Annotated in this window: 10 protein-coding genes; 4 read left to right on the top strand and 6 right to left on the bottom strand. The window is 72.9% G+C overall.

Annotation, left to right across the window (positions count from 1 at the left end):
• Positions 1–90: 90 nt before the first annotated feature.
• On the top strand, positions 91–1,050 hold the full coding sequence (locus ASF17_RS13110) for a GlxA family transcriptional regulator (RefSeq protein ID WP_055801253.1): 960 nt from the start codon (positions 91–93) through the stop codon (positions 1,048–1,050).
• A 102-nt stretch (positions 1,051–1,152) separates the two neighbouring features.
• On the opposite strand, the gene ASF17_RS13105 is transcribed toward ASF17_RS13110, so the two are convergent.
• The 3 genes from ASF17_RS13105 to ASF17_RS13095 form a co-directional block, all read right to left on the bottom strand.
• Positions 1,153–1,851: a hypothetical protein gene (locus ASF17_RS13105; RefSeq protein WP_055800901.1), complete on the bottom strand. Its 699-nt coding sequence runs from the start codon at positions 1,849–1,851 to the stop codon at positions 1,153–1,155.
• Between the two features lies 1 nt (position 1,852).
• Positions 1,853–2,587: a hypothetical protein gene (locus ASF17_RS13100; protein WP_055800898.1), complete on the bottom strand. Its 735-nt coding sequence runs from the start codon at positions 2,585–2,587 to the stop codon at positions 1,853–1,855.
• Between the two features lie 255 nt (positions 2,588–2,842).
• Positions 2,843–3,844 carry a hypothetical protein gene (locus ASF17_RS13095; protein ID WP_156357436.1) on the bottom strand — a complete coding sequence of 334 codons (1,002 nt, stop codon included), beginning with the start codon at positions 3,842–3,844 and terminating at the stop codon, positions 2,843–2,845.
• A gap of 124 nt (positions 3,845–3,968) precedes the next feature.
• Here ASF17_RS13095 and ASF17_RS13090 point away from each other — a divergent pair, with 124 nt between their 5' ends.
• On the top strand, positions 3,969–5,297 hold the full coding sequence (locus ASF17_RS13090; RefSeq protein ID WP_055800891.1) for an ATP-dependent DNA helicase: 1,329 nt from the start codon (positions 3,969–3,971) through the stop codon (positions 5,295–5,297).
• An 84-nt stretch (positions 5,298–5,381) separates the two neighbouring features.
• Here the strand turns inward: ASF17_RS13090 and ASF17_RS13085 are convergent, their stop codons facing one another.
• The 3 genes from ASF17_RS13085 to ASF17_RS13075 all read right to left on the bottom strand — a co-directional run bounded on the left by ASF17_RS13085 (position 5,382) and on the right by ASF17_RS13075 (position 8,539).
• Positions 5,382–6,032 (bottom strand): biliverdin-producing heme oxygenase, encoded by a 651-nt coding sequence (locus tag ASF17_RS13085; RefSeq protein ID WP_055800887.1) that lies wholly within the window; start codon positions 6,030–6,032, stop codon positions 5,382–5,384.
• A 353-nt stretch (positions 6,033–6,385) separates the two neighbouring features.
• The gene (locus ASF17_RS13080; protein ID WP_082475378.1) at positions 6,386–7,876 is read right to left on the bottom strand and encodes an ice-binding family protein; all 1,491 of its coding nucleotides are present in this window, start codon (positions 7,874–7,876) and stop codon (positions 6,386–6,388) included.
• A gap of 237 nt (positions 7,877–8,113) precedes the next feature.
• On the bottom strand, positions 8,114–8,539 hold the full coding sequence (locus tag ASF17_RS13075; protein WP_055800880.1) for a DUF4383 domain-containing protein: 426 nt from the start codon (positions 8,537–8,539) through the stop codon (positions 8,114–8,116).
• A gap of 174 nt (positions 8,540–8,713) precedes the next feature.
• On the opposite strand from ASF17_RS13075, the gene ASF17_RS13070 reads away from it, so the two are divergent.
• Together ASF17_RS13070 and ASF17_RS13065 are read left to right on the top strand one after the other, a co-directional pair.
• A complete protein-coding gene (locus tag ASF17_RS13070) occupies positions 8,714–9,622 on the top strand; it encodes a diacylglycerol/lipid kinase family protein (RefSeq protein WP_055800877.1) in 909 nt (302 codons plus the stop codon).
• A gap of 129 nt (positions 9,623–9,751) precedes the next feature.
• On the top strand, positions 9,752–11,971 hold the full coding sequence (locus ASF17_RS13065) for a choice-of-anchor I family protein (protein WP_200913497.1): 2,220 nt from the start codon (positions 9,752–9,754) through the stop codon (positions 11,969–11,971).
• The last annotated feature ends 241 nt before the right edge of the window (positions 11,972–12,212 follow it).

The raw sequence follows: 12,212 nt of genomic DNA, 5'->3' as shown, positions 1-12,212 counted from the left end.
TCGTCTGGAGCCCTCGTGACCGCCACCGCCCCTCCTCGGCCCCTCCCCCGGCATCCGACGCCGGCGGCCGGGCTCGTCGTCGCGACCCTCGTGGCCGACGGCGTCGCCCCGTTCGAGTTCGGCGTGCTCTGCGAGGTCTTCGGACTCGACCGCTCGGCCGACGGCGGACCGACGTTCGACCACCGCGTCGTGACCGAGCACCCCGGCGTGATCCGCACCAATCAGGGCTTCGGCATCACGGTCGACCTCGACCTGTCGGCGGCCGCCGACGCCGACGTGATCTGCGTGCCCGCGCTCGCGGACCACGGCGACAACGGCTCGCTGTCGCCGGCCGTCCGCGATCTGCTCGTGGCCGCCGAGGCCCGCGGAGCCTGGCTGATCAGCGTCTGCAGCGGTGCCTTCGTGCTCGCCGAGGCCGGCCTGCTCGACGGGCGCCGGTCGACCACGCACTGGCTGCACTCCGACCGCCTGCAGGCCGAGCACCCGGGCACCACCGTCGACGCCGACGTGCTCTTCGTCGAGGATCGCCGCGTGATCACGAGCGCCGGCACCGCCGCCGGCATCGACGCGTGCCTCCACTTCGTGCGGCGGATGCACGGCGCGGCGGCGGCGAACGTGATCGCCCGACGCATGGTCGTGCCCGCGCACCGCGACGGCGGGCAGAGCCAGTTCATCGAACGGCCGATGCCGGTGGAGGCCGACTCGTCGCTCGCCCCCCTGACCGACTGGATGCTCGCCCACCTCGACCGCGACCTGCCGGTCGAGGTCCTGGCCGCGCGGGCGCACATGTCGCCGCGCACGTTCGCCCGCCGCTTCAAGGCCGAGCTCGGGACGACGCCGGCCGCGTGGCTGACGTCGCAGCGCCTCCTGCGATCGCAACGGCTGCTCGAGAGCACCGGCCTCGGACTCGACGCCATCGCCGGCGAGGTCGGGTTCGGGTCGGCGGCGGTGCTGCGGCACCACTTCGGACGAGTGCTGGGGACGACGCCGCGCTCGTACCGGGCGATGTTCGCCGGCCCGGACGAGCTGGCCGAGCTGGCGCGCGCGTAGGTCGCAGGCGGGAGGCGCGGGGTGGGTCGGGAGGCGCGGGGCGGGTCGGGAGGCGCCGAGCGGGTCGGGAGGCGCGGGGCGGGTCGGCAGGCGTCGGCCGGGTCAGCGGGCGGCGCGGCTCCGCAGCCTGCGGGCGAAGAACGCCAGGGCGAGCCCCAGCGCCACGAGCACGGCGGCGAGGCCGCTGACGATCTGGCCGACGGGGTAGGCGGCCGGGACGCCGAGCGTGACGAGCCCGATCGCGAAGCGGACGATGGCGAGCACGCCGCCGGCGCTGAGCAGCAGCGACGTGAGGCGGGCGCTCGTCTGCGAGCTGCGCACGCCCCGGACGACGTGCGGCAGCAGCAGCGCGAAGAGGTACGCGGGGTAGGCGGTCGCCACCGTCGAGTAGAGCCGCACGACCCCCTGGTCCAGGTCGAGGGCGAGATCGGCCGCACGCCCCGTCGGCTCGGATGCGACGAAGAGCGCCACCTCGACGACGAACACCCCGACGAAGACGAGCGCCCCGGGCGGTCCCGAGACGAACCGCAGCGTGCGGGGCGCGTCGTAGGCCCGGGCGACCTGCGTGCCGGCGAGCAGCAGGCCGGTGAAGAGCAGCAGCTTGGCGAGCAGGTCGGTCGCGTTCTCGAACGGCAGGACTCCGTCGACGGCCCGGTAGACCTCGGGCGTGATCAGCGCGAAGGCCAGGGCGATCGCGAAGGCCGACGCCACGACGAGCGGGTTGCGCCCCCTGATCGCCCCCGGGAGGCGTGTGAGGGCCAGGGCCGCCAGTACGGCGACCACGAGGAATGCGATGGTCATGTCACCCCAGGGTGTCTTGGATTCGGTGCGCCTGCTCGGTGTCGGCCGCGAGACGCCTCGCCTCGCGTTGCGCCGCGGCGAGACGATCGGCGACCAGGTCGTTCAGGTCGACGTCCGAGAGGCGCGTCAGCGCGTCGGATCTCGCGCCGCGCCTCCATCCTGCCTCCTCCAGTGTGAGGACACCTGCGGCGGCGAGTCCGCCCGTCCACGAGGTGCCGGCGATGCGGGCGATCTCGACCAGCTGCGACGGGCGCAGCTTCGAGGCGCTGATGGCCGCCGAGACGTTCGAGGGGGCCATGCGCCAGCGCTCGGCGAGGGTGGCGCGGAGGCCCCCGGGGTCGATCGCGTCGATCCACTGCCGCACCGAGCCGGGGAGGGGCGGGTCGGCCATGCCGCGGACGCCCGAGAGAGCGGCACGCGCACCCGGGGCCTGCCGGTCGAGCAGCACGACGAGGGCGTCGGCGAGCTCGACCTGCGCGAGGACCTCGGCGGGGGTCGGCTCGATCGCCGGACCCCGGAGGTCGGCGTAGCGGTCGAAGGCGGTCAGCGCGTCGACGGGGGCGACGCCGGCGACCCGGGCCGCGGCGACGATCTGCGCCTCGGGCACCCGACCGCGGAGCAGCTGCGCCTGCAGCGTGCTGCGGCTGACGCCGAGGGCGCGGGCGAGGGGGAGGGCGGCGGCGGGGAGGCCGACGGACGCGGCCCAGGCTCGGAACTCGCCGGAGGGGACGGACATGCACGTCTCCTCTCGAGTCGTCGCGGGGGTCGATGCCGGCGGCCTGCGGAGCCCGTGTGCGCACTCTGACCACCCGAGAGTGACGGACTTCTGTCATTCTCGCAGGATCTATGTATTCTTGACACCGGGGAAGCGCCGCGCACGGTCGACTGCCAGGGCATCAAGAGGGGTGCGTCACGGGGGTGACGGCTCGACGACTGCCGCCGAGCCTACGACGGGCGGGCCGTGCGCGGGCGCTCCTGCCCGGCCCCGCCGCTACTGGAAGCTGAGGGTGTCGTCGGAGTCGATGGTCATCGCGTAGCTGACCGTGAACGGGACGTCCTCGTCGATCGTGTACACCGAGCCGTCGAACAGCGACTGCGCCTGGACGACCAGATGCGCGGTGCCCGGCGCCTCGTCGACGAGCCACTGGCCCGGCGTCGACGACGACGGGACGACCGTCACGGCCGGGTGGTCGACGATCGACCAGACGGGCTCGTCGACGATGCGGTCGTCGACCGGACGACCGAACGGGCAGCCGGCCGGCAGCAGCACCTTCTGCGTGACGCACGACTCGTCGAGCTGCCGGTCGAGCTGCCGCTGCAGGACGGCCGCGAAGGAGGCGCGGGGCCGGATGTCGACGGCCGCCGCCGTCGTCGACGCGACGCCGAGGGCGCTCACCTCGACCGGGTCGGCGTGCAGGTAGGTGCTGTCGTGCGAGAGCTCGAAGCGCGACGGAGCGAGGACCGTGAACCTCGTCGCCACGTCGCCGCCCGTGGTCGTGATCTCGCGGCCGTCGACCTCGAAGCGGGCGTCGTTGCGCGGAGTCACGTCGATGGTCGCCGTGGGCTTCTGAGCGAAGCTCCACTGCCGGAAGACGAGGAACCTCGTGCCCGCCTCGCGCACCACGAACTGCGACTCGCCGGCCACCCCGTCGAGCGTGTACGCGAGCGTCACGGTGCGGGTGCCGTCGCCGAGCGGCAGCTCGGACACCTCGCGCACGTCGTCGAGGCCGCCGAGCGACGGGACCTCGAGCAGGCTGTCGTCGAGGTCGTCGGTGACCTCGACCCCGGCCAGGGTGAGGGCGCTCGACACATCGCCCCGGTCGACGGCGTCCATGTAGCCGCGGGCGAAGCCGCCGGCGCTGTAGACGGTCGCGTTCAGCGCGGCGACGGTCACGACGAAGGCGACGACGACGAAGAGGGCCGCGCCTCCCCAGATCGCGACGAAGGGCCATCTCCGTGAGGCGGGTCTCTTCTCCCCCACAGCAGAAGACATGCCCACAGCATAGGTGGACGCGGGTCACGGGAAGCCGTGGACCCGAGGAGGCGCGGGTAGATTGGATCCGCTCCCCGCGCCTCCTCGGCTCCTCCCGAGTCCCGTCGAAAGGTCCCGCCCGCTCGTGCCCGTCGCCCTCTCCGCCGAACAGCAGGCCGTGTTCGACGCCATCGAGAACACGCGCGAGCACATCTTCGTCACCGGCCGCGCGGGCACCGGCAAGTCGACGCTGCTGAATCACCTGTCGTGGAACACCGAGAAGCAGGTCGTCATCTGCGCTCCGACGGGTGTGGCCGCGCTGAACGTCGGCGGTCAGACGATCCACTCGCTGTTCCGGTTGTCGATCGGCCTGATCGCCGATCACGACATCGACCAGAAGCCCGAGCTGCGCAAGCTGCTCAACACGATCGACACCCTCGTGATCGACGAGGTGTCGATGGTCAACGCCGACCTGATGGACGCCATCGACCGGTCGCTGCGCCAGGCGCGTCAGCGCAGGTCCGAGCCGTTCGGCGGCGTGCAGGTCGTACTGTTCGGCGACCCGTACCAGCTGCCGCCGGTGCCCGGCGACGCCGAGGAGCGCGCGTACTTCCGAGACAACTACCGGTCGATGTGGTTCTTCGACGCCCACGTCTGGAACGACGCGGCTCTGCGCATCTACGAGCTGGCGTTCATCCACCGGCAGACCGAGGGCGACTTCAAGGAGATGCTCAACGCCGTGCGGCACGGCCGGGTCACGGGCGAGATCGCCGGTCACCTGAACGCCGCCGGCGCCCGGCCCGTGCCGCCCGACGCCGACGCGATCACCCTCGCCACCCGCAACGACACCGTCAACCGCATCAACAAGCTCGAGCTCGAGCGGCTGCCCGGCAAGGTGCTGACCGCCAAGGCCGAGGTCAGCGGCGAGTTCGGCGGCCGGTCGTTCCCCGCCGACGAGGCGCTCGAGCTGAAGCGCGGGGCGCGCGTGATGTTCCTGCGGAACGACAGCGACCAGCGCTGGGTCAACGGCACCACGGGCACGGTGACGAAGGTGCGCGACACCGTCTTCGTCGAGGTCGACGGCGAGGAGCACGAGGTGCAGCCGGCCGTCTGGGAGAAGTTCAGCTACAGCTACTCGCAGTCCACGAAGCAGCTGCGGAAAGACGTCGTGGCCGAGTTCACGCAGTTCCCGCTGCGGCTGGCCTGGGCCGTGACGATCCACAAGTCGCAGGGCAAGACGTACGACAGCGCCATCGTCGACCTCGGATCACGGGTGTTCAGCGCGGGGCAGACGTACGTGGCACTGAGCCGCATCACGTCGCTCGACGGGCTGTATCTGTCGCGTCCGCTGCGACCCGCCGACATCATCGTCGACCTCGACGTGCGGCGGTTCATGAGCCAGGCGACGCGGGTGCCGGCGATCCACGCGGCGGCCGACGCCGCCGGGGCCGGTGCCGAGGCCGCGGGCGAGTAGCGGGGCCGACTGCGGACGACCGGCTGCTCGCCGCTGCTGCCGGCTGCTGGCCGGTGCCCGCCGACTGCTGGCCGATCGTCGCTGTCAGGCGGCGGCGGCCTTGGCGGCGGCGAGCTCGACGAACAGCTCGGTGCTGAACCGGTACGCGACGGCGACCTCGTCGAGCACCCGCTCACGCGCCTCCGGGCTCCAGTCGACGGAGTCGAGCTGCCGCCGGTAGGTGGACTTGAACTCCTTCGGGGCGGCGATCTCGGCGAACAGGAAGAACCCGACGCCGTTGGTGTCGAACCCGAACTGCCGCTGCATGAGGCCGCGAATCAGCTGCCCGCCCGACAGATCGCCGAGATACCGCGTGTAGTGATGGGCGATGAATCCGCCGACCCACTCGGACGCCGCGCGGATCCGGGCGCAGTAGTCGCTCGTGACCTCGAGCGGGCGGATCCGCGACCGCCAGTCGTCGCCGAGCAGGAACTCCAGATCGGCCGTGATGGCCGGCAGCCGGGTAAGCGCCGGCGACAGGAACGGTGCGGCGACGGCGTCACCGGCGAACCGGGCCGCTGCGGTCTCGAGCGCCTCGTACACGAACCAGTGCTGGGCGAGCATCTCGATGTAGTCGTCACGCGTGCCGCGACCCGTCATGAGGTCGGCCATGAACGTGCAGCCGATGTCGCCGGTGGCGCTCGACGCCGAGGTGCGCTCTCGCAGGGCCTGCGAGAAGGGGATGACGACGGACATCGGGCCCCTCCGTTCCGTGAGTCGGTTAGGTGACCCTAACCATAGCGAGGGAGGCGCGCGAGGGCCATGGGGTTCGGCGAAACGTCAGCAGACGGCGAGGAGTCGGACGGGTGCGGGGCGTGCGGTGGCGGGCGTGCGGTGTGGGGCGTGCGGTGTGGGGTGGCGCGGGTGGCGGGCTGCGGGGGATGTAGACGCCGAACGGCTATCACGCATGTGTGCGTGATAGCCGTTCTGACGCGGTCACACCCGCCGGGCCCGAGGGGGCCAGGCGAGTGCCTGCGAGGGGGCCGGTGCCGACGGCCTGGACCGACGACACCGACCCTCCGAGAAGGCGCCCTCCGAGGAGGCGCGGTCTACTTCTCGGACGTCATCCCGCGACGTCGACGCACCACGGCGCCGACGAGGAGCGCGATCCCGGCGAGCAGCGCCAGGCCTCCGATCGTCAGAGGCACCGTCGACTCGGAGCCGGTGAAGGCCAGGTCGCCGCCCGTTCCGGAGTCCGAACCGGAGCCGGAGCCGCCGTCGAAGCCGTCGAAGCGGTCGGTCACGGGCACGACGGGGGTCGGCGAGTCGGACGGAGCCGGCACGTCGGGAGTCGGCGAGTCGGACGGAGCCGGCACGTCGGGAGTCGGCGAGTCGGACGGAGCCGGCACGTCAGGAGTCGGCGAGGGAGCCGGCACGTCGGGCGTCGGCGCGGGGCTCGGCGCGGGCGACGGAGCGGGACTCGGTGCGGGCGACGGAGCGGGCGACGGGCCGGGGCTCGGCGCGGGGCTGGGCGCCGGCGAGGGGCCGGGGTTCGGGTTGGGCACCGGCACGACCGCCGCCTCGTCGACGTCGATCGTGTACTCGACGCTGTCGGACGGGTTCTGGCCGTTGTCGGCGGCGATCGTCACCGTGGTGCTGCCGGGCGTGGTCGGCGTGCCCGAGATGACACCGGAGTCCGAGTCGAGCGTGAGACCCGCGGGGAGCGTGCCGGCCGTCACCGTGAAGGTGGGCGCCGGGTTGCCCGAGGCGGTGACCTCGAACGAGTACGGAGTCCCCACGGTGCCGTCGGACGGGCTCTCGGAGGTGATCGTGGGGACGTTCGTCGCCGAGGGCGTGCCGGGAGCGGCGCAGCCCTGGGGGACGGTGATGTTGGTCGTGTCGAGCGTGACGGCGCCGGTGCGGGCGAGGAGGCGCCCGATGACGGTCGCGCCGGTGGTCGTCGAGATCGACTGCTGCGCGAGGACCGTGCCGCGGAACTGCGCGGCGCTGCCGATCGTGGCCGAGCTGCCGACCTGCCAGAAGACGTTGCAGGCGCTGGCGCCGCCGGAGAAGGTCATGGTGGTCGCCGCCCCGATGGTCAGCGAGCTCGCCGCCTGGATGACGAAGACCGACTCCTCATCGCCGGCGAAGGCCAACGCGCCGGTGTCCGCGAGATTGATCGCGCCTCCCGAGTACACGCCGGGCGACAGCGAGCGGCCGTTCAGCTCGGAGATGCCGCTCTCCTGCGGGGTCAGGCTGCGCGCGACCCCGTAGGCGCTCGTGAGATCGGCCTTGGCCTGACGGGCCGGAGCGTTGTTCACCTGCTGCGTGCCGCCGACGATGACGCCCGGGCCGCCGGAGAAGCCCGTGACGGACGTCCCCGGGCTGAGGCCGATGCTGCCGCGCACGACGCTCGTGCCCGTGTTCGTGATGGTGGACCCGGCGAGGACCCCGTACGGCGCGGCCGTCCGGAGGTTCACCGGCCCATCGATGATCGTGTCGGCCTGGGCCGCGCTGCCGCCGGCGACGGTGAGCGCTGCGGCGACGCCGAGCACCAGCGCCGTCCGGGCGAATGAAAGGAGGGACGTCGTGCGGGCCATGGAGGCACCTGACTGAGAAGAGGAGGCACCTGAGCACACGACCGGGCCGTGTCGGTGTTCCCCGTTGACTGAGGTCTACGGGGTCTCGACCGGGATGTCGACGCATTGTCCACCAGACGAACCGGGTGAGGACTACTCAAGGTCCACACCCAGCGGAGCGGCCCCCGAGCAGGGGCCGTCACGGCCGTTCGGGGGCCGTCACGGCGATTCGGGGGCCGGCGGTCGCGGCCGCGCGCCTCAGCGGCGGCGGTCGGCGCCGATCGCCGTCAGGAGCAGCAGCCCGCCGACCACGAGGTGCGTGATGTTGTCGGCGAGGTTCACGGCGAGGTAGTTGACCTCGGTGCCCTCGACGAAGAAGCCGACGATGCCGAAGACGACGTAGACGAGACCGACGACCGCGCCGAGCGAGCGGGCGGCCGAGACGCCCGACGTCCCGCCGAGGATCAGCGCGGCGCCGGCGAGGACCCAGATGACCGTGAGCGCCGGGTTGACGTTCCAGACGCCGAAGAGGGAGGCGCCGGTCGTGTCGAAGAACGAGCCCATGTCGGGCGCGAGGAATCCGCAGACCCCGAGCAGCAGCACGATCGTGCCGAGGGCGAGCGTGAGACCGCGGTTCGGCGACTCGCGGATGCTCGGGGCGGGAACGGTGCTGGTGGTGGTCATGCTGCGGCCTCCTGCGGATCTCTTCTCGGGCGGACGCCCGGCGTCCATCCAAGCACCCCCGGGAGGCGCGCGCGAGCCGGGCACGATCCCTCCCCATCCCCGGCCCCGCGGGCATCCGCCCCGGAACGCGGGCGCCGACCCGCCCGCGGGCGGACCAGGTGCCATGATCGGACGATGAGCCCCACCCCCCTCCGCCTCGTCGTCGCGGTCAACCCCTCCGCGTCGTTCGGGCGACGGAGCGACGTCGGCGCATCGGTCGTCTCGGCGCTGACCGCCGCCGGCCACGAGGTCACGCTGCTGCTGAAGGACTCGTTCGACGACCTCGTGACCGCTGCGCGCCGCGAGATCGCCGCCTCGCCCGACGCCCTCGTCGTCGTCGGCGGCGACGGCATGATGAACCTCGGCGCGAACCTCGTCGCCGGCACCGGCGTCCCCCTCGGGCTCGTGCCGACCGGCACCGGGAACGACATGGCCAGGGCCCTGGGGATCCCGCACGACGATGCGGAGTCGGCCACGCGCCTCCTCGTCTCGCAGCTCGACCGACCGGCCCGCGTCATCGACGCCGGGCGCGTGACCCGGGGCGACGAGACGACCTGGTTCGCCTGCATGCTCTCGGCCGGGTTCGACGCGGTCGTCAACGAGCGCGCCAACCGCATGCGGCGCCCCCGGGGCCGCAGCCGGTACACCATCGCCCTGTACCTCGAACTGATCCGGCTCAAGCACCTGTCGTACCGCCTCGAGATCGACGGCGAGACGCTCGAGCTCGACGGCACCCTCGTCAGCGTCGGCAACGGCCGCTCGTTCGGCGGGGGCATCACCGTGCTGCCCGACGCCCTGCTCGACGACGGGCTGCTCGACGTGCTGGTCGTCGAGCGGCTGGGGAGGCTCGGGTTCCTGCGGCTGTTCGCGCAGGTCGCCCGGGGCACGCACCTCGCCGATCCGCGCGTGCACGTGCACCGCGCACGGCGGGTCACGATCCACTCCGACGACGTCGCGGCCTTCGCCGACGGCGAGCGGGTGGGGTCGCTGCCGGTGACCGTCGAGGTCGTGCCGGGCGCGCTGCGCGTCATCGCGCCCGCCTAGCGCGACACGGGTCGGAGGCGCGGCGCCGGCCGGGAGGCGCGGTGCGGCACCCGCTCGACACCGGTGGTTCACGTGCGCAACACCTGTGGTCCTTACCGTCGACGCGACCCCCGACGAAGGACCGTTCCCATGCGACCAGCCCGCCGCCCCTCCCCGCTCGACGCGACCCGCGCCTCCTCGGCTCCGCGCAGCCCGCGCACCCGTCGGACCGCCCTCGCCGGCGCCGCCGGTCTGACGGGCCTCGGCCTCGTGGCCCTCGCCGCCGTCGGGCCCGGCGCCACGACCGCCCCGGCCTCGGCCGCCGTCGTCGCCGCGCCCATCAGCTCGTTCGCCGACGCCGACGCGTTCTCGATGGCGCCGGTCGGCGGTTACGAGACGGGCGTCTTCGACGAGAGCGCCGCCGAGATCGTCGCCCACTACGCCGCCGGGCAGCGTCTGCTGGTCGTCAACGCCGCGGCCGCTCGCGTCGAGGTGCTCGACGTCGCCGATCCGACCACCCCGACGAAGCTCTTCGACCTGCAGACCACCGGCGTGCTCGCCGCCGACGGCTCGGTCGTGCCCGCCGACGCCGTCGCGAACTCCGTGGCGGTGCGGGCCGACGGACTCGGCGTCGTCGCCGTCGAGTCGAGCCCCAAGACCGACGCCGGCTGGATCGTCTTCTTCGACGCCGCGGGCGACGGCGACGCCCTCGGAGCCGTGCGCGTCGGCGCCCTGCCCGACATGGTCGCCTTCTCGCCCGACGGCACCCGCGTGATCGTCGCGAACGAGGGCGAGCCGGCCGACGACTACTCGGCGGACCCCGAGGGCGCCGTCAGCCTGATCGACGTCCCCTCCACCGTGGCGGTCCCGGCCCAGACCGCCGTGCGGACGGCCGACTTCCATGCGTTCGAAGCCGATGGCGCCACCCCCGTCGACCCCGCCGTGCGCATCTTCGGCGGGCGGGACGACGCCGGCACGGTGACCGCGGCCGACCCGCTGGTGCGCCCCGTGTCCGAGAACCTCGAACCCGAGTACGCCACGTTCTCGGCCGACGGCGCCACCGCGTGGGTCTCGCTGCAGGAGGCGAACGCGCTCGCCCTCGTCGACGTCGCCTCGGCGACCATCACCGACGTCGTGCCGCTCGGCACGGTCGACCGCTCGGTCGTGCCGTTCGACCCGTCCGACCGCGACGGCGTCGACGGCGGACCGGCCGTCGCGATCGGCACCTGGCCGGTGCAGGGGTACCTCATGCCCGACACGATCGACAGCTACGAGGTCGACGGCGAGACCTACATCGTGACCGCGAACGAGGGCGACTCGCGCGACTGGTCGGCCTACAGCGAGGTCGCCCGGGTGAAGGACCTCGGCGACGACGGTCTCGCCCCCGTCTGCGACTCGATCGACCCGTCGCTGCTGACCGACGCCGGTCTCGGCCGCCTCAACATCACGACCGCCGACGGCCTCTCCGCCGACGAGAGCTGCTACGAGACGCTGTACACGTTCGGCGGCCGGTCGTTCAGCATCCTCGACGCGGGCGGAGCCTCGGTGTTCGACTCCGGCGACGCGTTCGAGCAGCTGCTCGCCGAGGTCGCCCCCGAGTCGTTCAACTCGAACCACTCCTCCACGGGCGTGGACGGCCGCAGCGACGACAAGGGCCCGGAGCCCGAGGGCGTCGCCCTGGGTGAGATCGACGGGCGGACGTACGCGTTCATCGGATTCGAGCGCGTCGGCGGGATCGCCGTGTACGACGTGACCGAGCCGACCCGCGCCACCTTCACCGCCTACGTCAACAACCGCGACCTCGCCGTCTCGGCGGAGGACGAGATCGACGCCGGAGCCGACCCCGCCGACGTGCTGACCCGCGCCGGCGACCTCGGCCCCGAGGGTCTCGCCTTCATCTCGGCCGACGACTCGCCCACCGGCGAGCCGATGCTGGCCGTCGGCAACGAGGTCTCGGGCTCGACGACGATGTACGCCATCTCGGTGCCGACCGCGGCCGAGCCGACCACCCCGCCGGCCGAGCCGACCACGCCGCCGGTCGACCCGACCACGCCGCCGACCACCGAGCCGACCTCGACCCCCACGGCCCAGCCGGGAGACCCCGATGACGGCGGCACGATCGCGCCGGTCCCCGTTCCGACCGACGGCGCCGACGGCTCGGCCGACGGCATCGGCGGCTCGGACTCGGGATCGGGGCAGGACTCCGACCCGGCGGACGCAGGAGGCGCGGGTGACGACGGCGACGACGGTGCGCTGGCCTTCACCGGCTCCGACGCCGCGGGGCTCGCGGCGGGCGTCGGCGCCGCGCTGCTCGCCCTCGGAGCCGGGCTGCTGATGCTCGCTCGCCGGCACCGCGCCTCCTCGAAGTAGCCCCGTCGACCGGATCGGCGAACCTGAGTGTCTTCTGTGTTCGCCGATCCGGTTCCCATCCGATCGGGCGATGGTGGCGAATCCTTTTCATCCCCACCGGGAATCACAGAAAAGGACCTGATCATGAACGCTTTCTCCCGTAAGAAGATCACCAAGGTCGGACTCGGCATCGTCGCCTCCGGCGCCCTCGTGTTCTCCCTCGCCGCGTGCTCGATGGACTCCAACAGCGGATCGACCGAGT

Source organism: Frigoribacterium sp. Leaf263 (genome assembly GCF_001422285.1).
GTDB lineage: Bacteria > Actinomycetota > Actinomycetes > Actinomycetales > Microbacteriaceae > Frigoribacterium.
This window is presented reverse-complemented; position numbering and strand designations above follow the sequence as displayed.